Below are 24,807 nucleotides of genomic sequence, written 5' to 3' on the forward strand. Positions count from 1 at the left end.
AAAACGCAAGACTTGCGATAATCGAATATTTGATCCTGGCCCGCTCTGTCCATGACCCACGCACTCCACACCTCCGCCCTCAAGTCCCTGCCCTTGCTCGCACGCGGCAAGGTGCGCGACAACTACGCCGTGGGCGACGACCGCATCCTGATGGTCGCCTCCGACCGCATCAGCGCCTTCGACGTCATCATGGGCGAGCCGATTCCTGGCAAGGGTGAGCTGCTGACCCGCCTGAGCCTGTTCTGGTTCGACTTGCTGGGCCCGAACGGCCAGAACATCTGCCCGATCCACCTGACCGGCCAGGACCCGACCAGCGTCGTCAGCGCCGAGGAAGCGCCCCAGGTCGCGGGCCGCTCGATGCTGGTCAAGCGCCTGAAGCCGATCCCGGTCGAGGCCGTGGTGCGCGGCTACCTGGCCGGCAGCGGCTGGAAGGAATACCAGGACAGCCGCTCGGTCTGCGGCGTGGCCCTGCCCGAAGGCCTGCAGAACGCCTCCAAGCTGCCCGAGCCGATCTACACCCCGGCCGCCAAGGCCGAGGTCGGCGAGCATGACGAGAACATCACCTTCGAGAAGACGGTCGAGATGATCGGCCCCGAGTTGGCCGCGCAGATCCGCGACACCTCGATCCGGCTCTACCAGGCTGCGGCCGAATTTGCGCTGACCAAGGGCATCATCATCGCCGACACCAAGTTCGAGTTCGGCCTCGATGCCGACGGCACCCTGGTGCTGATGGACGAGGTGCTGACCCCGGACAGCTCGCGCTACTGGCCGGCCGACAGCTATGTCGAGGGCAGCAACCCGCCGAGCTTCGACAAGCAGTTCCTGCGCGACTGGCTCGAGACCGCGACCGTCAACGGCCAGCTCTGGAACAAGACCGCACCGGCGCCACGCCTGCCGCAGGAAGTCATCACCCAGACCGCCGCCAAGTACCAGGAAGCGCTGCAGCGCGTGCTGGGCTGAACCGCTGGCGGTCCGGGTGGCCGCCAGCTTGTCTGCTTCAGGGCTTGAAGCTGTTCACGGCGGCGCGGCCGACGGCCGAGTCGTCGGTGAAGAAGCCATCGATGCCGGTCTTCAGGTAGGCCTGGATTTCGGCGATGCTGTTGCCGCGTGCGCTGGCATCGCTGGTCGGGGCGCCCTTGAGGCTGGCCGGCAGGAAGCTGTTTTCCGGGCGCAGGGTCCAGGTATGGACCACGAGACCGGCGGCATGCGCGTCCTTGACGAAGCTGGTCGGTGCGCCGAGCTCGGTCGCCACGCCGTTCACGCGCACGAAGGGAATGATCCACTCCTTGTACGGGCCCACGGCATAGGCATAGCTGGCGATTTCCTTCAGGCCGGCTGGGGTCACCATGTCGGCATAGCTGCGGGTGTTGGATGCACCTTCAGCCACGAAGTCGTAGGGACGACCGCTGCCGTTGATCAGCTGTGCCAGGCGGACCGTGCTGAGCTTGCTGATTTCCTTCAGGTTGCCGACCTCGAACGACTGCACGAACACCGGAGCGCCGCGGTGGTTCCAGCCGTTCTTCTCGAGCGTGGCCAGCAGCGGCTTTTCCAGCGGCAGGCCGATCGACTTGAAATAGGTCGGGTGCTTGGTTTCCGGCTCGATCGCGATCACGCGGCCCTTGGCGGCGGACTGGGCCTTGGCCAGGTCGATGACCTCCTGCAGCGTCGGCACCTCGAACTGGTCGTTGTACTGGGTGTTGGCGGGACGAATTGCCGGGATGCGCTCGCGCGCGCGCAGGGTCTTGAGTTCGGCCAGCGTGAAGTCTTCGGTGAACCAGCCGGTGATGCTGGTGCCATCGACGACCTTGGTGGTCTTGCGCGAGGCGAACTGCGGCAGCTCGGCGACGTTGGTGGTGGCTTCCTTGACCGAGCCGTCGGCGTTGAGGATCGCGATGGCGTTCTCGTGCCGGTCGACCAGCACGCCATCCTTGGTGATGACCAGATCGGGTTCGATGATGTCGGCACCGTCGTCGATCGCCTTCTGATAGGCCGCCAGCGTGTGCTCGGGACGCAGCGCCGAGGCACCGCGGTGTGCAATCACCGTCGGCGTGGGCGGCATATAGCTGTCTTCGCTGTCGTTGCAGCCAGCCAGGGAGAGCACGGCGGCCAGGGCCAGCGTCGTGGGCATGAGGAGGGTGGATTGGGTCATGAGGGCTTCTCTGGGGGGAAACCGCCCAATCTAGGCCGGCCCCGTGAAGCCCCGGTGATCGCTCAATGAAGATCTCGTGAATCAGCCCAGCAGCTGGCCGATCCGGTCCAGATAGGCCGCTGCCGGCACGGCGCGGATCGGCTCGCCATGGTTGTAGCCATAGCTCACGAGCGCGACCGGGCAGCCGGCCGCATGCGCCGCCTCGGCATCGTTGCGCGAGTCGCCGACCATCAGCGTGCGCGCCGGCAGGGTACCGAGCGCCCGGCAGGTCTCCAGCAGCGGCAGCGGATCGGGCTTCTTGCGCGCGAACGAGTCGCCGCCGAAGACGAACTCGAAATAGCCGTCCAGCCCCTTGGCCGCCAGCAACGGCCGCGCGAAGGCCAGCGGCTTGTTGGTCAGGCAGGCCAGGCGCAGGCCGGCGTCGCGCAGCGACTGCAGGCCCTCGACCACGCCAGCGAAGACCGCGGCAAACTCCCCGTTGATGCCCAGGTAATGGCGCTGGTAGGCAGCCCAGGCCAGCTCGTAGCGCGCCGGGTCGCCACCGACCGCGGCCAGGGTCTGGCGGATCAGGTGCTCGCTGCCCTTGCCGACGGTGCGCTCGACGAAGGCGCGCTCCACGCGCGGCAGGCCAAGCTCGTCCAGCGTCAGGCCCAGCACGGCGACGAAGTCGCCCAGCGTGTCGATCATGGTGCCGTCGAGGTCGATGATGGCGGCGTCGAGGCCGGATGGAAGGTCGGGAGGCAGGTGGCTGGCGCTTGTCATGGTCAGGCAGTGGCGGTGGATCGGTGGCTGGTGATCGCTCGGGCCGGGCAAGGCCGTACACTTTCTCCATCCATCAGACAGATAGTAAGATTTTTCATGAAGCGAATGCTCGCGGCCTGCTTTTGTGCACTGGGATTGGTGCTGCCGACCCAGGCAGCCGAGGTCTCCGTGGCCGTGGCCGCCAACTTCACGGCGCCGATGCAGAAGATCGCCGCCGCGTTCGAGCAGGACAGCGGCCACCAGGCCCGGCTGGCCTTCGGCTCGACCGGCCGCTTCTACGCCCAGATCCAGCAAGGCGCGCCGTTCCAGCTGCTGCTGGCTGCGGACGACGAGACCCCGGCCCGGCTCGAGCGTGAAGGCCTGGGGGTGGCCGGCAGCCGCTTCACCTACGCGATCGGCCGGCTCGTGCTCTGGAGTCCGCAGCCCGGCCTGGTCGACGATCAAGGCCTGGTACTCAGGCAGGGCCGCTTCGACAAACTGGCCCTGGCCGACCCGAAACTCGCCCCCTATGGCGCCGCCGCGATCGAAAGCCTGACCCGGCTCGGCCTGCTGCAGGACCTGCAAGCCAAGTTCGTGCAGGGCGAGAACATCGCCCAGGCCTACCAGTTCGTCGCCAGCGGCAATGCCCAGCTCGGCCTGCTGGCCCTGTCGCAGGTCCATGCCGACGGCCGATTGCGCGCGGGCTCGGCCTGGGTCCTGCCGGCCTGGCTGCACCGCCCGATCCGGCAGGATGCCCTGCTGCTGACGCAGGGCAAGGACAATCCGGCTGCCGCGGCGCTGCTGCGCTACCTGCAAGGCGACAAGGCGCGCGCCATCATCCGCGCCCACGGCTACGAGTTCTGACATGCCTTTCGACCCGGCTGCCCTGCAGGCGATCTGGCTCACGCTCAAGCTCGCAACGCTGACCACGGTGCTGCTGCTGCTGATCGCGACGCCGCTGGCCTGGTGGCTGGCGCGGACCGGCTCGCGCTGGCGCGCCCCGATCAGCGCGCTGGTGACGCTGCCGCTGGTGCTACCACCCTCGGTGCTGGGCTTCTACCTGCTGCTGGCAATGGGTCCGCACGGCCCGCTGGGCCAGCTGACGCAGGCGCTCGGCTGGGGCTTGCTGTCGTTCAGCTTCACGGGTCTGCTGATCGGCTCGGTCATCTTCTCGCTGCCGTTCGCGGTGCAGCCGCTGCAACATGCCTTCGAGGCCCAGGGCCAGCGTGCGATGGAAGTCGCCGCCACGCTGCGCGCGCGCCCGCTGGACGCCTTCTTCACGGTCGCGCTGCCGCAGGCGCGGACCGGGCTGGTCACGGCGGCGATCCTGAGCTTCGCGCACACGGTCGGCGAGTTCGGCGTCGTGCTGATGATAGGCGGCAACATCCCGGGCCAGACCCGGGTGGTGTCGACCCAGATCTACGGCCATGTCGAGGCGATGGAATATGCCCAGGCGCACTGGCTGGCCGGCGCCATGGTGCTGTTCTCCTTCGTGGTGCTGCTGAGCCTGGCGCTGCTCAAGCGCCAGCGCGGCCCGGGACTGCCATGAGCGAGCCGGCGCTGCAGATCCGGCTCACGCTGCCACGGGCCGATTTCGCGCTGCAGGTCGACCTGCAATTGCCCGCGCGCGGCATCACGGTGCTGTTCGGGGCCTCCGGCTCGGGCAAGACCAGCCTGCTGCGCTGCGTCGCCGGGCTGGAGCGGGCGCAACAGGCCCATGTCGCCATCGCTGGCGAGGTCTGGCAGGACGATGCAACCGGCCTGTTCCTGCCGACCCACCGGCGCGCGCTGGGCTATGTGTTCCAGGAAGCCAGCCTGTTCGAGCATCTGGACGTGCAGGGCAACCTCGATTACGGCGTCAAGCGCGCGCGCACGCCGCAAGCCAGGCAGCAGCTGCAAGCGGCGATCGAGCTGCTGGGCATCGCCGAGCTGCTGCGGCGCCGGCCGGCCCAACTCTCGGGCGGCGAGCGCCAGCGGGTCGCGATCGCGCGCGCGCTGGCCACGGCGCCGCGGGTGCTGCTGCTCGACGAACCGATGGCCGCGCTCGACCTGGCGCGCCGGCTCGAGATCATGCCCTGGCTCGAACGCCTGCGCGACGAGCTCAGCATTCCGATGCTCTATGTCACCCATTCTGCCGACGAGCTGGCGCGGCTGGCCGACCATCTGGTGGTGCTCGCGCGCGGGCAGGTGCAGGCAGTCGGTCCGGTGCAGCAGGTGCTGGACTCGCTGCAGAGCCCGGTCGTGGTCGGTGAGGACGCAGGCGTGCTGCTGCAAGGCCAGATCGCCGAACGCGATGGCGACTGGCAGCTGGCCCGGGTGGCGTTCGAGGGCGGCGAGCTCTGGGTGCGCGACCGCGACATCCCCGTCGGGCAGACCGTGCGGCTGCGCGTGCTGGCGCGCGACGTGAGCCTGACGACCACCGAACCGCATCACACCAGCATCCAGAACCATCTGCCGGGACGGATCGATTCGATCGCCCCCGATGCCCATCCGTCGCAGGTGCTGGTGCGCGTGCGTTGCGGCGAGGCGGTGCTGCTGGCGCGCATCACCCGGCGCGCCCAGGCCCTGCTGCACTTGCAGCCGAGCAGCATCGTCTGGGTGCAGGTGAAGTCGGTGGCCGTGGTGCAATAAGGCCGGCCAGAGGCCTTACTGGCGCGACTGGGCCAGCGCCGCCAGGACCTGGTCGGCCTCGGCCCGGACCCGGCCCGACACCGCGGTCGCGAGCTGCAGCCGCCTGAGCAACCAGGGCTCCAGGGCATCGTCGAGCGGCGCCACGAACGACGGGAGCTCGGCCAAGGGCAAGGCGTCTGCGGGCAAGCTGGCCACCTCGGGTTGGGTCAGGACGGTCCCGATCGCATCGACCGCCTGCGCCAGCGGCGGCTGCAACGGCAGCAGGTCGATCCGGTCCCGATGCTGGACCAGCATCGTCTTGACCGCCGTCAACTGGGCCAGCAGCTGGTAGCTGTAGGCCAGCAAGCGCTCCAGCGGCTCCAGCGGCGGCCTGACGGCGCGCGGCTCGGACAGCGAGCGCTGGATCGCCTGCATCAGTGCGGACAGGCTGTCATGGGCCTCGCGGCGGGCCAGCCGCCATTCGATCTCGGGCGCGTTGTCTATCGCCTGCAGCTGGCCCAGTCCGAGCGCGACCTCGGCATGGCGGGCCTGCGCCTTCAACGTCCGGTTCAGCAGCGATGGCATGGCCTGGCGTTCCCAGGACGGCAGGAAATAGCTATACAGCCAGGCAAAGCCGACCCCGATCAGCGTGTCGGCCATGCGCTCGATCACGTCGAACACCGGCGAGGCTCCGGCATTGAGCATATGGGCCTGGACCAACCCGAGCAGCGTGGCCGCCACGGCAGTGACCAGATAGCGCCTGGCCGCGAAGGCATGGGCGCAGGCCTGGGCCAGCGTCAGGACCAGCAGCAGCTGCAGCGCCGACAGATGGGCCGACAGCAGCGCAGCCGACAGCAGGCAACCGATCAAGGTGCCCAGCACGCGGTGGTTGCGGCGCTCCAGGGTCTGGGCCAGGCTGCCGCGCAGCACGACGACAATCGTCAACAGGATCCAGTAATCATGCGTGCCCCAGGGCAGGACCTGCGCCAGGGCATAGGCCGAGCCCAGCGCCAGGCTGGCCCGGATCGCATGCCGCAGCGAGGGTGCGTTCCAGCGCCAGAGCGAGGCCAGAGGCCGCCAGCTCCAGTAGGTGGGACTCACGAACAACTGCCAGGCGGTGCGGACCGCTGCCAGGTTCGGCGCTGCCTGGCCACGCCCGAGCTCGATCAGGCGCAAGACATCATCGCTCAGATTGGCGACCCGGTTGGCCAGGCTCAGTGTCAGCGCCGCCGGCAGGGCATCGGACGCTTCGCGGGCGTGATCGGCGGCACAGTCGACCTGGCGCCAGGGCGCCAGCGGCTGGCCCAGATCCGGGAAGGCCGGCGGCAGATCGCCGCGCAACAAGGCGTCGGCCACCTGCTCGGTCGCACTGGCGCAATCCTGCATGACCCGGGACAGCAGCGGCAAGGCCGATCGATGTCCGGGCCGGGCCCGGATCGCGTCGAGGTCGAGCTCGCAGGCCAGCAGATGGTCACGCAGTTCCATGACCAGCAGCAGCATGGCCACCAGCTGCTGGCGGCGCGGGGTGCGCGGCGACTCGAGCAGGATGTCGCGCGCCGCTTGCAGCTGATCGGCCAGCTGGGCCTGCTGGCGCAGCACGGCGCCGATGACCGGCAGGCCGGACGCCGATGCCGGCTCGTCCCGGGGCTGGAACTGCCTGGCCTGCAACCGCATCAGCGCCACCAGCGAGAACAGGGTGTTGGCCAGGGTCGCCATCCGGTAGAACGGGTTCAGCCAGGCATTGGCCACCGTGGCCCAGACCAGGTAGACGCCAGCGCCGAGCGCGAAGCAGGCACTGTTGAACAGCACGCTGGCCTGCCGGGGCATGGCCATCGAGAACAAGGCCGCGAACATCAGCGACATGACGATCGGCAGGCCCCGCTTGCCCCAGGCACCGGCCAGGAAGGCCAGAAAGGTGGCCGAGACCAGCAGCAAGCCCAGGTAGAGCGGCGAGGCATGCAGTGCCTGCACGGCAGCGAACAAGGGCAGGCCCAGGATGGCCGAGGGCAGCAGCAGCCAGATCTTGCCGCGCTGGGGCGAGGCCTGGTCAGGCGGAATGCAGACGATCACGCCGACCGAAGCGGCGGCAGCCGCTTCCGGCCCGAGCCAGAGCCGAACCAGACCGGAAATCAGCAGCAGGCCAAGCGCAGCCATGGCCCCGTTGCCAAAATAGGGACTCAACAACACCCGTGCGGCGGCCCGCAGGCGCGGATGGCTCATCGCTTGCCTGATCATGTCCATGGTGACAGTCATGGTACGCCAGGGAACCGGCAGCAAAACAAAAGCCCCGCCTGAATCAACAGGAGGGGCTTGTGCCTAGCCACTGGGGCTTGATCTGGAGCGGGATAAGAGACTCGAACTCTCGACCTATACCTTGGCAAGGTATCGCTCTACCAACTGAGCTAATCCCGCGAAATTTGGTGGCGTGATTGTAGCAGAAGAAAATCCCCGACTACACAGCCGCCAGGCAGCGCATCTCTTGACCAGTGGATCAGCTGGGGCGTAACCGGGTCCGACGGGCATCAGCTTGAACCGCGCTGCGCCCGGGTCGCCAGCCAGGCCTGGTAGCCTCCCTTCAGGGGCTTGGCCGATGAATAACCGGCTTGCTGCAGCTGGCGCGCCGCCTGCACGGCACTGGCGTCCTCGGGGCAGGCACACAGGGTCACGATCGGCCGCTCCTTGGGCCAGTCGCCGACCGCCTCCAGCAGCCAGTCATGTTCGGCCACCCGGGTGCCATCGATCGGACCGGTCTCGGCGATCATCGTGGCGCTGCGCAGGTCGAGCACGAGCGGCGGCTCGGCACCGGCCAAGGCTGCGATCAGCTCGTCTGGCGTGATGTGCGGCACGGCGCTGAGTTGCCTGAAGCGGTATTTCTGCCATAGCTTCCAACCGATCCCGCTGACCAGCAACACGAGCACCAGCAACAACAGCCAGCTGGCATGACGGTCCAGCAGCGCGATGACTGACTGCACGGCATCCTGCAACAGCCAGCCGGCGCCGAGCGCGAGTCCGGCCCATAGCGCGGACCCGACAGCCGCCGCCAGCAGGAAGCCCAGCGGGTTCATGCGCATCGCACCGGCAATCGGCGGCGCCACGGTCGAAAAACCCGGGATGAACTTGGCCACGACCAGCGACGACACCCCCCAGCGGATGAAGCGCGCCTCGGTCAGGCTGACGCAGGACGAGGGATTGATCGAGAGCTTGCACAGACCGGCCAGCACCCGGTAGCCAAACAGCTTGCCGGTCAGGTACCAGATCCAGTCGGCAATCACCGAGGCAACGACCGCCGCCGCCAGGATCTGGCCGAGGCTGCCCGAGGTCGCCGCCAGGCTGCCGGCAAGCAACAGGGTCGGCACAGCCGGCACCGGCAGGCCGATCTGCTGCAACAGGACGTTCACGAACACGACGGTGATCGCGTCCTCGCGAAGGGTCTGGCTGATCTGATTGATATCCATGAATTCGCTCTGCGACGCAACTGGCCGGCCTGTTCCTCATGATACAAGGCTGGCTGGAGTCCCAGCAAAGCAGCGTGAATCTCTGCCGCCCGACCCAGGTCTGCCACGGGTGAGGTGCCAGCTGGCGCTACCATCGTTCGCATGTCCACCACCTTGCACGACAACAGCTCAACGCTGCCCCTGGACGCCCAGCACATTCTGGAATTGGCCGCCCAGTCCATGTTCCACCTGTTCTCCAGCGTCAGCCAAGGCATGTTCCTGGTGAACCGCAAAGGCCGTATCGTATGGGTGAACGAGGGCTACCAGCGCTTCTTGCCCAGCCTGGGTTTCTCCTCGCTGAGCCAGTTCCTGGGCCGGATGGTCGAGGAGGTGATCCCAAACACCCAGATGCGCCGCGTGCTGGAGACGGGCGAGCCCGTGCTGCTGGACCTGCTTGACAACCGGGCCGGCACCTTCGTCGTCAGCCGCATTCCCTTGCGCGATGAAGCCCAGCAGGTGATCGGTGCGATTGGCATCGTGCTGTTCGATCAGCCCAAAACCACGCTGCAACCCTTGATCAGCAAGTTTGCCCTGCTGCAGCGCGACCTGGATGAGGCCCGCCGTGAGCTGGTATTGCAGCGGGGCCACTCGCTGGCCGGTGCAGGAACGGGGGAACGCCGAGCCAAGTACACCTTCGCCAGCTTTGTCGGTTCGAGCGCCGCCGCCACCGAAGTCAAGCGCCAGGCCCGCCGCGCCGCCCAGTCCGCCAGTCCGGTGCTGCTGCTGGGCGAAACCGGCACCGGCAAGGAGCTGCTGGCCCATGCGATCCATGCCGCGTCGGCGCGCGCCAGCGGGCCGTTCGTCAGCGTGAACATTGCCGCCGTGCCCGACACGCTGCTGGAGGCCGAGTTCTTTGGCGTGGCCCCCGGGGCCTACACCGGCGCCGACCGCAAGCGACGCGATGGCAAGTTCAAGCTGGCCGATGGCGGCACCCTGTTCCTGGACGAGATCGGCGACATGCCACTGAGCCTGCAAGCCAAGTTGCTGCGCGCCTTGCAGGAGGGCGAGATCGAGCCGCTGGGCTCGAACCAGTTGGTGCCGTTCAATGTGCGCCTGGTGGCCGCCACCTCGCGCGACCTGGTGGCCATGGTGCAGGGCGGCCAGTTCCGTGAAGACCTGTTCTACCGCCTGCATGTGCTGCCGCTGCGCGTACCGCCGCTGCGGGCGCGGCGCAGCGACATCCCGGCCCTGGTCGAGGTGCTGGGCGAAGACCTGGCGCTGCGCAACGGCACCGCGCCGCCCGAGCTGCTGCCCGATGCCCTGGCCCTGCTGGTAGCCCAGCCCTGGCGCGGCAATATCCGCGAGCTGCGCAATGTGCTGGAACAGGCGGTGCTGGGCAGTGAGTCGCGGGCGATCGATGCCGCGCAACTGGAGCATGTGCTGCGCGAAGCCGGGCTGGAGCCGGCCGCGCCGGCGGCCTGTGGCTTACTGCCCGACGGTACGGCCACCCGTCCGGAGGACGCGGCGGACGAGACGGCCTTGTTGCGCCCGCTGGCCGAACAGGTGGCGTCCTTGGAGCGCCGGGCGATTGCCGCCGCACTCAAGGCGCATGGCGGCAACAAGCAAGCGGTCGCCCGCCAACTGGGCATTTCGCGTGCGACCTTGTACGCGCGCCTGGAAAACCCTGACAAGTAATCAGACAACTGTCTGAATTTCAGGCACTCCAACCGTCTGCAAATTGAACACTTTATCCAGGCGGTCCCGATCCTGTTGCCCAGACCCAGCCCTGTTGCCCAGGGAACGCCAATCGTCAGGCATTGCCTGGGGCTATTGGCATGATCCCTGCGTGTTGCGCGTCAAGCACGCCTTTGTGTCAATAGAAAAAAAGAGGAGACAACATGAAAGCGAATCTGCAACCACCTCGGGCCGCGAAACTGGCCCTGACCGCCTTGACAGGCGCCGTGCTGGCCGCCTGCGGCGGCTCGGACGACCCCAGCAACGACCTGCCCGCAGGCATCACGCCACTGAGCGCCTCGGTCTATCCCGCCACCACGGTCGGCAAGGGTGACAGTGCTGCCACGCAAGACCTGCTGACCGGCGGCATTGGTAAAACCGGACTGGGCCTGGCCACAGCCCCCGCTTATGCCGACCCTGCCAACCCCACGGCAGCCGAACTGCGGCGCAATGCCCTGTATTCCAACTACCGCGGCATTCTCGATGGCAGCAGCGCAGGCGGTTACGGCAGTCTGTATGGCCCGAACGTCACGGCCGCGGGCGCGGTGACCAGCAATGAAGGCCTGATTCCGGGCCGTGAATATGTGGCCGTGCTCGATGATGGCTCGGGCCGCAAGAAGACCGTGATCGCCGTGCAACTGCCAGACAGCTTCAATCCCTCGAACCCCTGCGTGGTGCTCGGCGCATCATCGGGCTCGCGCGGCGTGTACGGCGCGATCGGCACGGCAGGCGAATGGGGCCTGAAGAATGGCTGCGCCGTGGCACTCACCGATGCCGGCAAGGGCGTGGGCATCTACAACATGACGGACGACACCGTCCACCAGATCGATGGCACACGCGCCAGCCGCGCCGCTGCCGGCAGCCTGGGCTTCTTTGCCGCCAACATCACCGATACGGCCCGCGCGGCCTACAACGCGCTGTTCCCGAACCGCCTGGCCATCAAGCATGCCCATTCCCAGATGAATCCTGAAAAGGACTGGGGCAACGACACGCTGGCGGCAGGCCGCTATGCGATGTATGTGCTGAACGACCGTTATGGCACGGCTGACAACCGGGTTCCGTTCACGCCCGAGAACACCCTCGTGATCGCGGGATCTGCCTCCAACGGCGGCGCGGCCTCGCTGCGTGCGGCCGAGCAAGACGGCAACGGCCTGATCGACGGCGTGGTGGCCTCCGAACCGGTGACCGAAATGCCCACCAGCAGCGGCTATGGCATCCAGTTTGGCGGCGTTGCAGTGACAGGCTACGGCAAGACGCTGGCCGACTTCGTGACCTACGCCAACCTCTACCAGCCCTGTGCCGCGCTGGCGGCCGATGCGGCGCTGAGCGAAACCTCCATCTTCAACTACATCGGACTGGTCGGCATGACGGCACGGGCCCAGGCACGCTGCGATGGCCTGGCCGCCAAGGGCCTGGTCAGCGGCGCCGACACCGCCGCCCGGGCCCAGGACGCGCTGAACAAGCTGCGCGCCTACGGCTGGACGCGTGACAGCGACCCGATGCACAACGCCCACTATGCACTGGGCAACGGCCCCATCCTGTCGGCCATGTACCCGGTGAGCTATGGCCGCTTTGCCGTCGATGCCAATGTCTGCAACACCAGTTTTGCGGCGGTCAATCCCGCCACGGGCGTGCCGGTAGCGGTAGCGCCGACGGCGCTGGCACAGAGCTTTGCCACCGCCAACGGCACCTCCAACGGCACGCCGGTTGCCGTGGTCTATAACGACTCGGTGGGCGGCGCCAAGTCGTGGCAGTTTGCGGTATCGCCATCGACCGGCGTGGCCGATTTCGGTCTGGACAACGCCTTGTGCCAGCGCGCGCTGGTGACGGGAGTGGACTCGGTCAGCGGCGCGGCGCTCACGGCCAGCAGCCAGCCCAGCAAGGCCCAGAGCGACGCCGTGCGCGCGGGCATTGCCGAGGTCGTGCTGAACGGCAACCTGCGTGGCAAGCCCACCATCATCGTCAGCGGCCGCAGCGATGCGCTGATTCCGGTCAACAACAACTCGCGCGCCTACACCGCCTACAACCGGGTAGTCGAGGGCAATGCCAGCCAGCTGCGCTACATCGAGGTCACGAACGGCCAGCATTTCGACAGCTTCCTGCCGTTCAGCGGCTTCGACACCCGCTTCGTGCCGCTGCACCCCTACTTCAACCAGGCCATGGATGCGATGCTGGCCCACCTGAAGTCCGGCAGCGCCTTGCCACCCAGCCAGGTGGTGCGCACCACGCCGCGCGGTGGCTTGCCAGGGGCAGCGCCCGCCATCACGGCAGCCAACGTGCCACCGTTCGTGGCGGTGCCCACGGCGGGCAACCAGATCGGCTTTGCCGGCACTTCGATCAGCGTGCCGAACTGAGCGCTGGATTGTGCAGGGCGTCTCTTGAGATAGTCGCCCTGCATCCCACCTGAAAGCAGGCGACCCATTCAGGCATTGTGCAATGTCAATTCAGCCAGCAACTTGAATTCCTGCAGCAGGCCGCGCACATAGGTGATTTGATCAATAGCCCAGCGCTCCTCCAGTTCCAGCACCTGTTCCAGACTCATGCCGACCGGGATCTCGGTCTCGCTCATCGGGCGGTAGGGAATAAAAGGATCGGCGTCTTCGTTGGTGTAGCGGAAGGCTGGTGCGCGGTAATGGTTTTCCTGCTCCAGGCAAAATGCAATCACCTGAGGGGCGGCATCGCCCAGCATGAGCAACTCATACAGCATGCGAGGGCTGGGCAAGTCGTCTTGCGCACTGCCCTGCAACACGCCATAGTGACCCCATCCGTGCGGCTCCGGAACAACTTGCACCCCCTTCAAGTGCACCTGCCGGATGCGGGGCGCCAGCGTGTGCAGGGCGGCCAGCGGCCGCTCGCCGGCGTTGACCATGTTGCCAAAGTCCAGTAGCGCGTTCAGTCTGGGATGGTTGACATGCGTGAGCAGGGCCATGATTTCCTGGCTCTTGAGTTCTTCGTGCTGCTCGAAATCGAAATAAAGGTCGTGCAAGTCGGCTTGTGCTGCAAGGTAGCGCAAGTCGGCTGCAATCATCTGAAGCAGCTGTGACAGCCGGCCTTCATAGCGCGAATAGACCCGGATGTTTTGCACGCCCAGGATGCGCGCTGCAGCCACCACGCGATCAACGTCGTCCTTGCGGGTGCTGCTGATTTCAAGATGAATGGCAAGACGGTATTGCGCTGCCCTGGCCGCAACGGCACGCAATCCATCCGGCCCCATGCAGTCCAGGCTGCGCTCCTCGCCGTCCAGCATATGGATGCTGATGCCGCTGAGTGCATGGGCATGGGCGAAATCCAGCAAGTCCAGCGGGCGGTAGCTGCCATGTGTGAACTGCGCCAGATGCGGGTAGGCATGGGCAAACAGACGTACCCCAGCGATGCGCTGCACCAGCTTGGCGGCGAGGGCTGGTGTCAGCACCGGGCTGGGGCTGGCTTCATCGCCTGCCAGCTTGTGCTGCATCAATGACTGGAAGCGGGATTGGATGGCGTTCATGGGCGAGGCACGCAGGTGCTGTGTTTAAACGGCGGCAGGCAGTTGCCAGCGCAACTGCGGCCACTGGCGTGGTTGAAGCATCTGCTGGAAGCCTGCGGAGGGGTTGACCACATGGGGCTTGTCCACGGCTTCCAGTAGCGGCATGTCGTTCACCGAATCGCTGTAGCCATAGCTGCCCGACAGGCTGTGGCCATAGGCCCGCATCCAGGCATTCAGGCGCTGCACCTTTCCCTCGCGGAAACTCAGCACGCCCTGTGTCGCACCCGTGTACCGGCCCTGGTGCTGCTCCAGCGCAATGGCAAGCACCTCGGTCACGCCGAGGGCGGCCGCAACCTTGCGCACAATGAAGTCAGCGGTCGCTGAAATCACCAGCAAGGTGTGCTGCTGCTGGCGGTGCCATTGCAGCTGTGCCTGCGCTTGCGCATACACCTGGTGGGGCACAATGCGGGCCACATAGTCGCTGGCCATGGCATCCACCTCGGCTACCGTCTTGCCTGCCAGGGGGCGCAACGTGAAATCCATATAGCTTTGCATGGACAGCTCGCCAGCATGGTAGGACTGCATCATGGCCTTTTCGGTTTCCAGCATCGCCGCCGGTGCCAGCCCTTTTTCCACCAGGTAGGCCAGCCATAGCGTGGAGCTGTCGCAGGCGATCAGGGTTTCGTCCATGTCGAATATGGCCAGCACGCTCATGCCACCTCCTGCAGTTCTTCGGCGTTGAATTGCAGCTGCACCGTGGCGCCTTGGGCGAGCAGGGAGGAGGCCGAGCGGTTGAGTAGATCCACCATCAGGCGGCAGCCACCCGAATCGACCACATAACGAATCACATTGCCCAGCAACTGATGCTGCTGCACCACTGCGGGATAGGATTTGCCCTGGTTCGCCAGCGGCGTTTCACCCGGCAGCACGACATGGATGGACTCGGGCCGGATGGCCAGATGGCCCTTGACATCCAGTCCCAGCAGTGCCCGGGCGGCGGCGGCATCCAGCAGGTTGTAATTCCCCATGAATCCCGCCACAAAGCGGCTTTCAGGTCGGGTGTAGACCGACTCGGCACTGCCGCTCTGCACAATGCGACCGGCGTTCATCAGGAAGATGCGGTCGGACAGAATCAGCGCCTCCTCCTGGTCGTGCGTCACAAAAACGGTGGTCAGCCTGATTTGCTGCTGGATGCGACGGATTTCCTCCTGCAGGTTCTTGCGTATGCGGGCGTCCAGTGCCGACAGCGGCTCGTCCAGCAACAATATGCGGGGTCGCACCACCAGGGCCCGGGCCAGGGCTACGCGCTGGCGCTGGCCGCCCGAAAGCTGGTGCACATATTTGTCTTCGTGGCCACCCAGCTCCACCAGACGCACCACGTCCGCCACGCGCTGGGCGCACTCGTCTGCCGGCAGGTTCTTGACCCTCAGCCCGAAGGCGATGTTGTCCGCCACGCGCAGATTGGGAAACAGGGCGTAGCTTTGAAACACCATGCCGATATTGCGTTTTTGCGGTGGCATGCGGGTGATGTCCAGCCCTGCCACCGTGATGCGGCCGGAGTCGACATCGGTCAGGCCCGCAATGCAGCGCAAGAGCGTGGACTTGCCGCAGCCACTGGGCCCCAGCAGCGTGACCAGCTCGCCTTCCTGCAAGGAGAAATGGATGTCTTCAAACACAGGCTGCTGGCCAAAGGCTTTGGACAGGGAGGAAACTTCAAGATAACTCATAGGTCTGTCTGGCGGCTCAGGCGTGTGGCGATCCAGGTCACGCCCAGGGCGAATAGGAAATAGCTCATGACAATGGCGCTGGTGAAATGCCCACTGGTGGCGCGCACCGAAAATAGATAGACGTTCAAGGTCTCGTAGCGTGCGCCCACCAGCATGTTGGCAAACACGAAGTCGCCCAGCAGCAGCGAAAACGACAGAAACAGCGAGGCCAGCAGACTCTTGCGTATATTGGGCAAGATGATCGTCAGGAACGCGTGGGGCGTGGACGCTCCCAGCAGGTGGGCGGCATCCATCAGGTCGTGCACATGGATGCTCTTGAGCCCGTTGCTGACCGACCGGTACATGAAAGGCAGGGCAATGGTGAAATAGCAGCCCACCAGCACCCAGGGCGTCCCGATGATGGGCAGCGGACCCTCCGCATACAACTGCAGCAGCCCGACCGAAGACACCACCGGTGGTACCGCGAACTGCATCAGTATCAGGATGTTCATCCAGCGTTCCAGGCGCGGGAAGTAGTAGAAGACCACAAAGGCGGTGGGAACAATCAGCAGCGTGCTGAGCGCCAAAGTGGCTGCCGCAATCAACAGGGAATGACCAAAGGCCGCCAGGAAACGGGTGTCCTGCCAGAGCCGGAGGTACCAGTCCAGGGTCAGGCCTTCGGGCAATATGGTGGCGCCCCAACGTTGGGACAGCGAGTACAGCAGGGTGGCAAGGACCGGGATGCCCAGCACAGCGGTAAACAGCCAGACCACGGCCTTGTGATAGTGTTCAGCGCGCATGGTAGCTTCGCTTGATCAGGAATTGGTTGACCATTGCCACGCCCACCAGAATGACGATCAGCAACAGGGACAGGGCCGCCGCCAGGTTCGGCTCCAGCGAGATATCGCCGGCGACCAGGCTGGAAATGCGGATGGTGACCAGGTTGTAGTTCGAAGTCATGAGCGCGTAGGCGCTGGCATAGGCACCCAGCGCATTGGCCAGCATCAGCACAAAGGTGCCCAGGATGGCTGGCATCAGCACGGGAAGCCCCACCTGTCGCCAGTAGGTCAAGCGACTGGCCCCCAGCAGGGCCGCGGCATCCTGCCAGTCGTCCTGCAGCGCATCGAAGGCGGGGTAGAGCAGCAACACCGCCAATGGAATCTGGAAATAGCTGTAGACCAGAATCAGGCCGCCTTGCGAGTAGATACTGAAGTCCGAGATCCAGCCCAGTTGGCGCAGCAACAAGGTGAGCGCGCCATTGGTTCCCATCACGATGATGAAGGCGAAGGCCAGCGGCACACCGCTCAGGTTGGAGGCCATGTTGGTGAAGGCCACCACCAGATCGCGCACGCTGGAATCCACGCGGCGCAAGGAGGCCGACACCAGGGTGGCTATGGCCAGACCGATCAGGCTGGAGCACAGGGAAATCCAGACGCTGTTGGCGAACGCCTGTCGGTAAAACGCGGAGCGCAGTATCTCCGCGAAGTTGTCGAGGGACCATGCCCCTTCGTACTGAAAGCTGTTCAACGCAATCCACAGCGTGGGCGCTATGGAGAACAGCAGCAGCATCACCATGAAGGGCAGCAAGACCAAGAGAGCTCGCCCATGGCGAACCCCCTTGAATCTGTCCTGTGCCGAGGTCGAAGCCCCGGCCAAGGCTGCAGAACCGATGGAGTCCACGCTGGATTTACTTCTTGTAAACCATGACCTGTTCTTGCCACTGGCGCGGAATCGCCTTGGTGGTGACTTCCCAGCCGTCGAAGTCCTGGATTGGCTTGGCGTTCTTGTACTGCTCCGAAGGCAGCATCTTGTCCTTGGCATCTTTGGGCAGCACGACATTGCTGCGGATGGGGCGGGCATGGCCACGGGCCAGGTTGATTTGACCCGCGTCGCTCAGAATGAACTCCCGGGTCAGCTTGGCCGCATTGGGGTTCTTGGCGTACTTGTTGATGATGGTGGCGTAACCGGCGGTGACGCTGCCATCCAGCGGAATGGAGACGGTGAACAGTGCCGGGTCAATGATGGCGCGCTTGCCCAGGGCATTGAAATCCCACATCAGGGCCACTTCGACTTCACCCTTTTCCATGTTCGCCACACTGGCGTCAATGGTGGAAATGCGCCCCTGCTTGGCCAACTCGGCAAACAGCTTGTAGGCCGGCTCCAGGTTCTTTTCGCTGCCACCCTTGGCAATCGCAGCGGCCAGCAGGGCGCTGTTGGCCTGGGCCGATACGCCCACTTCACCCACTGTCACCTTGTAGCTGCCGCTGAGCAAGTCGTTCCAGGTCTTGGGCGGGTTCTTGACCAGCTTGTTGTTGCTGATGAAGGACATGGTTCCGGTGTAGGCAACCACCCAATGACCGTCCTCGTCCTTGGCCCAGGCGGGAATGTCTTTCCAGGTGCTGGGCTTGTAGGGCTGAGTCACGCCCTTTTTCACAGCGATGGGGCCGAAGGACTGACCCACGTCACCGATGTCACCGGAGGCATTGGTCTTTTCCGCTTCGAACTTGGCAATTTCCTGGGCCGAGCTCAGGTCGGTGTCCCTGTGGGTCAGACCATAGGTCTTGGTGATCTGGGCCCAGGTGTCCTTCCAGTTGGCCCAGTCGTCGGGCATGCCCAGGCTGTTGATCGCGCCTTCCTTTTTGGCGCCAGCGATCAGGCTGTTGAGATCCTGAGCCGAAGCCGTGCCGAAAACCAGGCTCACCGCTGCGGTGACGAGACTATGTACGAGTAGCTTGCGCATGTTTGAGTCCGTTGACTAGTCAAAAATTGAGTTTTCATCGTAAACAAGCAATATGACAGGCTTATGACGCAAGATTTTTGGCAAAAACAAGCCTTCAACGATGGCTTGATCCTATAATTGCACAAAATTTGGGCGTTTTGCACGGAAAATTCGTGCCGCGGCCCAGTGAATATTTGACTATGCAAAATATGTCTGTGCTGCCAGCCACCCAGATCAGCCACATTCGGCAGACGCTAGAAAACCAGATCGACACGGGCCTGCTGCAAGCCGGGTCCAGGTTGCCGTCGGACCGGGTACTGTGCGAGCTGTTCGGCACCACGCGCATCACCCTGAAAGATGCGCTGCTGGCCCTGGAGGCGGACGGGCGCATCTACCGCGAGAAACACAAGGGCTGGCATGTTTCCTACCCCAGGCTGGACTACAACCCCCTGTACAAGCTGTATTTCCAACGCATGGTGACCCTGCAGAACCGCAGTGTGGAAACCAAGGTGCTGGCGACCCGGGAATTGCTGGCCAGTGCGACATTGACACGGGAAATGGAGCTGCCAGCGTTGAGCAAGCTGTATCAGATTTGCCGGCTGCGCTATCTGGATGGCCGCATCGTCTCGTACGTGGAACACTTTCTCAAGCCCGCGCGCTTCCCCGGCATCCTGGAGCAGGACCATACCAAGTCGCTGACCCAGACCTACGAAGAGCACTACGGCCTGCATTTTTCGCGCTCGCGTTTCAGCATCTACCCGGCGGCGGCCTATGGGGAGGTCGCGCAGCAGCTCAACATTACGGCCGGCAGCCCGATTCTGATGATCAAGCGTATCAATTACGACCAGCATGGCACCCTGGTCGATTGTGACCACGAGTATTGGCGCCACGATGCCGTGCGCATCGTCGTGGACAGCCAGGACCAGCAAACAGCGGATGCGCCGGACCCAGTCCCCGTACCCGCCGGGATGTGAGACGCGCCCATGCAGTGGCTGATCCTGGTCCTTGCCGGACTGTTGGAAGTAGCTTGGGCCATAGGGCTCAAGCTGACGGGGCCCCGTAGCAAACCAATTGCTGGCGACACCTCAGGCACCGGTTAAGGCAGCCCCCTGGCACAAGCAGAGTGCGTGCAAATCCCGCGCGTTTTGTGGCAGCACAAACAAAAACGCCCAACTGAGAACAGTTGGGCGTCAAGTTTTGGTGGCCTGGGACGGAATCGAACCATCGACACGCGGATTTTCAATCCGCTGCTCTACCAACTGAGCTACCGGGCCAAGACTAATATTATGACACAAGCGCGCCTGTGTTTTGCGTCAGCGCTTGCCGCGCGGGCTGTACGGACAGTGATTGGGACGGGGACCGACCTGCGGATGCAGGCGGCAGGTGCCGGGGCGCTGCTCGTAGACGGTGCACAGGCGGGTCTTGGCATCGAGGAAATGGCAATCCCCGCTGGCCCGGCGCGCCAGCGTGAAGATGCTGTGGCGGAAGTTGAAATGCTCGATCAGCCCGGCCTTGCTCAGGCGCTTGGCGATCTGCTTGGGCTCCTCGTGCTCGGCCTCGAACGGATCGACCAGCCCGAGCCGCACCAGGTCCGGCAGCTTGACCTCGACCGGCATGGTGCAGCAGTTGGCGACGCAATCCTGGCACAGGCCGTTGCGGTAGCGGGTCCAGGTCTCGGGTCGATCGACGTCGACAAATTGGATCGAAGACTTCACGTGACTGCGGGAATCGGGTTGGTTCTCAGTTCAGCGCCATGCTGAGCTTGCGGCGATAGCGCGCCACCAGCTCGGCCTGCGGGTCCTGCTGCTGCGTCACCGGGGCCGCGATCTCGATGCCGCCGGCGCTCTTGCCCGCTGCGCCGGGATCGGCTTTCGGCTTGGGCGGCGTCAGCAGCTCGAGCAGCGCGACATAAGTCTTGCGCGGTGCCTCGTCGGCCCATTTCTTGTCGCGCATGATGATCTCGAGCAGCTCCTCCATAGCGGCCTGCCAGTCGCCGTGGGCGATCAGCAGCCGGCTCTTGGCAAAGCGGCTGTCGAAGTCGCGCTTGTTGGCCGAGATCGCCTGCTCGAACTGCTCGACGCTCCAGCGGCCGCGCGGGTCGTTGCTGACGAACTCGAGCGCGTTGAGCCATTGCTGCAGCGACTCGAAGCGCAGCTGCAGCGGGATCTGACCCATCGCGGGCGCCAGCGCGGCGGCGGCCTCGGCCAGCTGGCCATGGCTGATCAGCTGCTTGACATAGTCGAAGCGCAGGTCGTCGTTGCCGGGGTTCTGGGCCAGCGCGTCGGCCAGCTGCTCCAGCAGCGAACGGGCATCGGCGGCCTGGACCGGCTCCGCATCGGGCTGGACTTCGGCTTGCGCTTCGGCATCGGCCTGCGGCTCACCAACGGTCAGATGCTTGGCCAGGAAGGCGCGCAGCTGCTCCGGCGGCAGGGCGCCGACGAAGCCATCGACCGGCTGGCCGTCCTTGAACAGCACGCAGAACGGGATGCTGCGCACGCCGAACATCTGCGACAGCTGACCGGCGATTTCGGGCGTCTTGTCGGCATCGAGCTTGGCCAGCACGAAGCTGCCAGCCAGCTCGGCCTCGAGCTGTTCGAGCTGCGGACCGAGCTGCTTGCAGGGGCCGCACCATTCGGCCCAGATGTCCAGCAGCACCGGCACGCGGAGCGAGGCTTCGATGACTTCGGCTTCGAAATTGACAAGGTTGACGTCGATCATGGGAGGGCGCTTGTGTGAAGTGGATGAGCCGGCAGCGGCTCGGCACGGAATTGCTGAAGGATTTTGCCCTCTATCTGGGGGCCAAAAGTAAAATCGCAACTTTTGGAGCGGTGATGAGCGAAGCAATCAAGGTGGGCGTGGTGATGGGTTCCAACAGCGATTGGGACACCATGAAGCACGCTGTAGAGATTTTCCAGCAGTTCGGCGTGGCCTGCGAGGCACGCGTGGTGTCGGCGCACCGCATGCCCGACGACATGTTCGCCTATGCCGAAGCCGCCGTCGGCCGTGGCCTCAAGGCCATCGTCGCCGGTGCCGGCGGCGCCGCCCATCTGCCGGGCATGCTGGCGGCCAAGACCGTGGTGCCGGTGCTCGGCGTGCCGGTGCAGTCGAAGGCGCTGTCGGGCGTCGACTCGCTGCACAGCATCGTGCAGATGCCCAAGGGCATTCCGGTCGCGACCTTCGCCATCGGTGCCGCCGGTGCCGCCAACGCGGCGCTGTTCGCGATCGCGATGCTGGCCAACGAGGACGCCGCACTGCGCGCCAAGCTCGAAGCCTTCCGCAGCGCCCAGACCGAGGCCGCGCGCGCCATGGTCCTGCCGCCGGTGGGCCAGGCATGAGCGCCGTCAAGACCCTGCTGCCCGGATCGGTCAATGCCGAAGGCCGGATCGCGACCCTGGGCGTGATGGGCGGCGGCCAGCTCGGCCGCATGTTCGTGCAGGCCGCGCAGGAAATGGGCTACTACACCGCCGTGCTCGACGCCGACCCGGTCAGCCCGGCCGGCCTGGTCAGCCATTTCCACATCCAGACCGGCTACGAGGACGCAGCCGGCCTGGCCGAGCTCGCCGAACGCTGCGACGCCATCACGACCGAGTTCGAGAACGTGCCGGCCCCCGCACTGCAGACCCTGGCGGCCAGCCGCCCGGTCGCGCCGGCCGCCAGCGCGGTCGCCGTGGCGCAGGACCGCATCGCCGAGAAGGCGCATTTCGTCGCCTGCGCGCAGGCCGGCGGCGTCGGTCCGGCGCCCTATGCCGCGCTCGAGACCGAGGCCGACCTGGCTGCCGTCGGCGACTTGCTGCTGCCCGGCATCCTCAAGACCGCCCGACTGGGCTATGACGGCAAGGGCCAGGCCCGCGTCAAGGACCGGGCCGAGCTCGCCGCCGCCTGGGACAGCATGGGCCGCGTCGCCTGCGTGCTCGAGAAGATGCTGCCGCTGAAAGCCGAGCTGTCGGTCATCGTCGCACGCGGCGCCGACGACCAGGTGGTCAACTTCCCGGTCCAGCGCAACCTGCACCGCGACGGCATCCTGGCCGTGACCGAGGTGTTCGACGGCAACGTGCCGGCCGAACTGGCCGAGCGCGCCATCGCCACCACCGCCACCGTCGCACGCCAGCTCGGCTATGTCGGCGTGCTGTGCGTCGAGTACTTCGTGATCGACGACGGCAGCGAGCATGGCGGCCTGGTCGTCAACGAGATGGCACCGCGCCCGCACAACAGCGGCCACTACACGATCAATGCCTGCGACTGCTCGCAGTTCGAGCTGCAGGTACGCGCGATGGCCGGCCTGCCGCTGGTGCAGCCGCGCCTGCACAGCCCGACCGTGATGCTGAACCTGCTGGGTGACCTCTGGTTCCAGCACGGCCAGCCGGTCGAGCCGCCCTGGGCGCAGATCCTGGCGCTGCCGGGCGCACACCTGCACCTGTACGGCAAGCTCCAGGCCCGCCCGGGCCGCAAGATGGGCCACCTCAACCTGACCGGCGCCAGCGTCGAGCAGGCGCAGGCCACCGCGCTGCGCTGCGCCGAGCTGCTGGGCATGGCGCCATGGCGCTGACACTGGACGCGCGCGCGCTGCTGCAACCGGCTCAGGCCGGTGCAGCCGCGCTCGAGCCGGCGCGGCAGGCAGTCGAACAGGCAGCCCAGGCGCTGCAGCGCGGCGCCCTGGTCGGCCTGCCGACCGAGACCGTCTATGGCCTGGCGGCGGACGCCGACCAGCCGCAGGCGGTGGGCCGCATCTTCGACGCCAAGGGCCGGCCGAAGGACCATCCGCTGATCGTGCATCTGGCTGGCGCCACTGCGGAGCAATGGCAGGCCGGCGTCGCGCATTACGCGCGCGAGCTGCCTGACTTCGCTGAAAAGCTGATGCAGGCCTTCTGGCCCGGTCCGCTGACGCTGATCCTGCCGCGCCGGCCCGAAGTAGGCACGGCCTCCGCTGGCGGCCAGGACTCGATCGGCCTGCGCTGCCCGGCACACCCGGTGGCACAGGCGCTGCTACAGGCCTGTCAGGCCATCGGCATCCACGGCCTGGCGGCACCGAGCGCGAACCGCTTCGGCCGCGTCAGCCCGACCTCGGCCGACCATGTGCGCGACGAGTTCGATGCCCTGCTGTCCGATGACGAGCTGCTGATCCTCGACGGTGGCCCCTGCCCGGTCGGCATCGAGTCGACCATCGTCGACTGCAGCCGCGGCCGTCCGGTGCTGCTGCGCCCCGGCATGATCGGCATCGAGGCCTTGGAAGCCGCGCTCGGCCAGCCGGTCGCGCTGCGCGACCAGGCCGCGCCCAAGGCCTCCGGCACGCTGGAATCGCACTACGCGCCGACCGCTCGCGTGCGCCTGATGCCGCAAGCCGAGATGCAAGCCGCGCTCGACCTGCTCGGCTCGGAAGCGCGCCACATCGCGATCTATACAAGACAGCCGGTCAGCAGCGCCAGCCGGCATCTGCTGCTGCGCTACATGCCCACGCGCGCCGACGCTTGTGCGCAGGAACTGTTCGCGGTGCTGCGCGAGCTGGATCAGCCCGACACTCGGCTGATCTGGGTCGAGACCCCGCCGGCCGATGCGGCCTGGGACGGCGTGCGCGACCGGCTGCAGCGCGCGGCAGCCTGAGCCGGGCCAGGCCCGGCGCACCGGCAGGCATAGGTTCAAACCGGGCCGGAAGCGGACAGGCGGGCTCAGAGCCGCCAGGCGTCCAGCGTCTGGTCGATCAGGCGCAGCGCGTCGGCCCAGGCCACCAGGCCCAGCACCTGACGCGCGCCATTGGCGACCTCGGGCCGGGTCTGGCAGGCCAGCCAGACCCGGGCCAGGCGCTCGGCCGGTCCGGTCGCCGCATCGAGCAGGGCCTGCAACAGGCCGTTCTGGATCAGGATCTGCAGCATCTGCTGGATCAGGCGTGCGGCTTCGTCGCGCCTGGGCTCGAGCGCGGCCTGCGCCTCGTGCAGCAGGCCCTGCGCCTGACCCAGCAGCAAGGCACAGGCGCCTGTCGTCTGCTTGCGCGCCTGCAGCCGGCGTGCTGCCGACTCGGCCCCTTCGTGCACACCGGCAATCGCCGCCAGCGCCCGGGCCCGCAGCGCCGACAAGGGTGCCAGCTGGCTGCGGCGATGCCGTTTGAGCAGGTCCTCGCACCGGCGCAGCCAGTCAACCAGCCGGTCCGGGAAATCGGGCTGCTTGTGCTGGTACAGATCGACCAGCCGAGTCGATTCCTCGACCAGCACCTGCGACTCGTCCAGAAAGGCCGTCACGACGATCTGCATGCCGGC

The 24,807-nt window shown here is 66.0% G+C and carries 23 protein-coding genes and 2 tRNA genes; 10 read left to right on the forward strand and 15 right to left on the reverse strand.

Annotated elements, in window-relative coordinates:
- The first annotated feature begins 51 nt into the window (after positions 1-51).
- Positions 52-960: a phosphoribosylaminoimidazolesuccinocarboxamide synthase gene (locus tag C6P61_RS11550; protein WP_105730085.1), complete on the forward strand. Its 909-nt coding sequence runs from the start codon at positions 52-54 to the stop codon at positions 958-960.
- A gap of 37 nt (positions 961-997) precedes the next feature.
- On the opposite strand, the gene C6P61_RS11555 is transcribed toward C6P61_RS11550, so the two are convergent.
- A complete protein-coding gene (locus tag C6P61_RS11555) occupies positions 998-2,149 on the reverse strand; it encodes a glycerophosphodiester phosphodiesterase (RefSeq protein ID WP_202428115.1) in 1,152 nt (383 codons plus the stop codon).
- 81 nt (positions 2,150-2,230) lie between these two features.
- Positions 2,231-2,911: a phosphoglycolate phosphatase gene (gph, locus tag C6P61_RS11560; RefSeq protein WP_342352622.1), complete on the reverse strand. Its 681-nt coding sequence runs from the start codon at positions 2,909-2,911 to the stop codon at positions 2,231-2,233.
- A 96-nt stretch (positions 2,912-3,007) separates the two neighbouring features.
- Between gph and modA the strand changes: the two genes are divergently transcribed.
- From modA to modC, 3 genes are read left to right on the forward strand one after another with little or no spacing between them, the layout of a single operon-like run.
- Positions 3,008-3,754, forward strand: coding sequence for a molybdate ABC transporter substrate-binding protein (modA, locus tag C6P61_RS17985; protein ID WP_161124868.1), 747 nt, complete (start codon positions 3,008-3,010; stop codon positions 3,752-3,754).
- A gap of 1 nt (position 3,755) precedes the next feature.
- Complete coding sequence (gene modB / locus C6P61_RS11565; protein WP_105730088.1) at positions 3,756-4,439, forward strand: molybdate ABC transporter permease subunit; 684 nt, start codon at positions 3,756-3,758, stop codon at positions 4,437-4,439.
- A complete protein-coding gene (gene modC, locus C6P61_RS11570) occupies positions 4,436-5,521 on the forward strand; it encodes a molybdenum ABC transporter ATP-binding protein (RefSeq protein ID WP_105730089.1) in 1,086 nt (361 codons plus the stop codon). Before modB ends, modC begins: the two co-directional genes overlap by 4 nt.
- A gap of 15 nt (positions 5,522-5,536) precedes the next feature.
- On the opposite strand, the gene C6P61_RS11575 is transcribed toward modC, so the two are convergent.
- The 3 genes from C6P61_RS11575 to C6P61_RS11585 all read right to left on the reverse strand — a co-directional run bounded on the left by C6P61_RS11575 (position 5,537) and on the right by C6P61_RS11585 (position 8,955).
- Positions 5,537-7,753, reverse strand: a complete 2,217-nt coding sequence (locus tag C6P61_RS11575) for an FUSC family protein (RefSeq protein WP_244908899.1) — start codon at positions 7,751-7,753, stop codon at positions 5,537-5,539.
- An 83-nt stretch (positions 7,754-7,836) separates the two neighbouring features.
- Positions 7,837-7,912 (reverse strand) — tRNA-Gly (locus C6P61_RS11580).
- Positions 7,913-8,022: 110 nt separating this feature from the next.
- The gene (locus C6P61_RS11585; RefSeq protein ID WP_105730090.1) at positions 8,023-8,955 is read right to left on the reverse strand and encodes a VTT domain-containing protein; all 933 of its coding nucleotides are present in this window, start codon (positions 8,953-8,955) and stop codon (positions 8,023-8,025) included.
- 141 nt (positions 8,956-9,096) lie between these two features.
- Between C6P61_RS11585 and C6P61_RS11590 the strand changes: the two genes are divergently transcribed.
- Together C6P61_RS11590 and C6P61_RS11595 are read left to right on the forward strand one after the other, a co-directional pair.
- Positions 9,097-10,629 (forward strand): sigma-54 interaction domain-containing protein, encoded by a 1,533-nt coding sequence (locus C6P61_RS11590; RefSeq protein WP_105730091.1) that lies wholly within the window; start codon positions 9,097-9,099, stop codon positions 10,627-10,629.
- 203 nt (positions 10,630-10,832) lie between these two features.
- Positions 10,833-13,022, forward strand: coding sequence for a 3-hydroxybutyrate oligomer hydrolase family protein (locus C6P61_RS11595; RefSeq protein ID WP_105730092.1), 2,190 nt, complete (start codon positions 10,833-10,835; stop codon positions 13,020-13,022).
- 68 nt (positions 13,023-13,090) lie between these two features.
- On the opposite strand, the gene C6P61_RS11600 is transcribed toward C6P61_RS11595, so the two are convergent.
- The 6 genes from C6P61_RS11600 to C6P61_RS11625 are packed head-to-tail and all read right to left on the reverse strand — an operon-like array spanning position 13,091 to position 18,580.
- Complete coding sequence (locus tag C6P61_RS11600; RefSeq protein WP_105730093.1) at positions 13,091-14,155, reverse strand: sugar phosphate isomerase/epimerase family protein; 1,065 nt, start codon at positions 14,153-14,155, stop codon at positions 13,091-13,093.
- A gap of 24 nt (positions 14,156-14,179) precedes the next feature.
- The gene (locus C6P61_RS11605) at positions 14,180-14,848 is read right to left on the reverse strand and encodes an HAD family hydrolase (RefSeq protein WP_105730094.1); all 669 of its coding nucleotides are present in this window, start codon (positions 14,846-14,848) and stop codon (positions 14,180-14,182) included.
- The gene (locus tag C6P61_RS11610; protein WP_105730095.1) at positions 14,845-15,861 is read right to left on the reverse strand and encodes an ABC transporter ATP-binding protein; all 1,017 of its coding nucleotides are present in this window, start codon (positions 15,859-15,861) and stop codon (positions 14,845-14,847) included. The genes C6P61_RS11605 and C6P61_RS11610 overlap by 4 nt, the downstream gene beginning before the upstream one ends.
- Positions 15,858-16,640: an ABC transporter permease gene (locus C6P61_RS11615; protein WP_105730096.1), complete on the reverse strand. Its 783-nt coding sequence runs from the start codon at positions 16,638-16,640 to the stop codon at positions 15,858-15,860. The genes C6P61_RS11610 and C6P61_RS11615 overlap by 4 nt, the downstream gene beginning before the upstream one ends.
- Positions 16,630-17,520: an ABC transporter permease gene (locus C6P61_RS11620; RefSeq protein WP_244908901.1), complete on the reverse strand. Its 891-nt coding sequence runs from the start codon at positions 17,518-17,520 to the stop codon at positions 16,630-16,632. The genes C6P61_RS11615 and C6P61_RS11620 overlap by 11 nt, the downstream gene beginning before the upstream one ends.
- Before the next feature lie 7 nt (positions 17,521-17,527).
- On the reverse strand, positions 17,528-18,580 hold the full coding sequence (locus tag C6P61_RS11625; protein ID WP_105730097.1) for an ABC transporter substrate-binding protein: 1,053 nt from the start codon (positions 18,578-18,580) through the stop codon (positions 17,528-17,530).
- A gap of 194 nt (positions 18,581-18,774) precedes the next feature.
- On the opposite strand from C6P61_RS11625, the gene C6P61_RS11630 reads away from it, so the two are divergent.
- Positions 18,775-19,533, forward strand: coding sequence for a UTRA domain-containing protein (locus tag C6P61_RS11630; RefSeq protein WP_211296973.1), 759 nt, complete (start codon positions 18,775-18,777; stop codon positions 19,531-19,533).
- A gap of 224 nt (positions 19,534-19,757) precedes the next feature.
- On the opposite strand, the gene C6P61_RS11640 is transcribed toward C6P61_RS11630, so the two are convergent.
- The 3 genes from C6P61_RS11640 to C6P61_RS11650 all read right to left on the reverse strand — a co-directional run bounded on the left by C6P61_RS11640 (position 19,758) and on the right by C6P61_RS11650 (position 21,277).
- Positions 19,758-19,833 (reverse strand) — tRNA-Phe (locus C6P61_RS11640).
- Positions 19,834-19,872: 39 nt separating this feature from the next.
- Positions 19,873-20,274, reverse strand: coding sequence for a YkgJ family cysteine cluster protein (locus C6P61_RS11645; protein WP_105730099.1), 402 nt, complete (start codon positions 20,272-20,274; stop codon positions 19,873-19,875).
- 25 nt (positions 20,275-20,299) lie between these two features.
- Positions 20,300-21,277: a tetratricopeptide repeat protein gene (locus C6P61_RS11650; protein ID WP_105730100.1), complete on the reverse strand. Its 978-nt coding sequence runs from the start codon at positions 21,275-21,277 to the stop codon at positions 20,300-20,302.
- 113 nt (positions 21,278-21,390) lie between these two features.
- Here C6P61_RS11650 and purE point away from each other — a divergent pair, with 113 nt between their 5' ends.
- From purE to C6P61_RS11665, 3 genes are read left to right on the forward strand one after another with little or no spacing between them, the layout of a single operon-like run.
- Complete coding sequence (purE, locus tag C6P61_RS11655; protein ID WP_105730101.1) at positions 21,391-21,894, forward strand: 5-(carboxyamino)imidazole ribonucleotide mutase; 504 nt, start codon at positions 21,391-21,393, stop codon at positions 21,892-21,894.
- Positions 21,891-23,105, forward strand: coding sequence for a 5-(carboxyamino)imidazole ribonucleotide synthase (locus C6P61_RS11660; RefSeq protein WP_105730102.1), 1,215 nt, complete (start codon positions 21,891-21,893; stop codon positions 23,103-23,105). Before purE ends, C6P61_RS11660 begins: the two co-directional genes overlap by 4 nt.
- The gene (locus C6P61_RS11665; protein ID WP_105730103.1) at positions 23,096-24,157 is read left to right on the forward strand and encodes an L-threonylcarbamoyladenylate synthase; all 1,062 of its coding nucleotides are present in this window, start codon (positions 23,096-23,098) and stop codon (positions 24,155-24,157) included. The genes C6P61_RS11660 and C6P61_RS11665 overlap by 10 nt, the downstream gene beginning before the upstream one ends.
- A 65-nt stretch (positions 24,158-24,222) precedes the next feature.
- Here C6P61_RS11665 and C6P61_RS11670 read toward each other — a convergent pair whose 3' ends face one another.
- Positions 24,223-24,801, reverse strand: coding sequence for a hypothetical protein (locus C6P61_RS11670; protein ID WP_105730104.1), 579 nt, complete (start codon positions 24,799-24,801; stop codon positions 24,223-24,225).
- Positions 24,802-24,807: the final 6 nt, after the last annotated feature.

The organism is Malikia spinosa (assembly GCF_002980625.1).
Lineage (GTDB): Bacteria > Pseudomonadota > Gammaproteobacteria > Burkholderiales > Burkholderiaceae_C > Malikia > Malikia spinosa.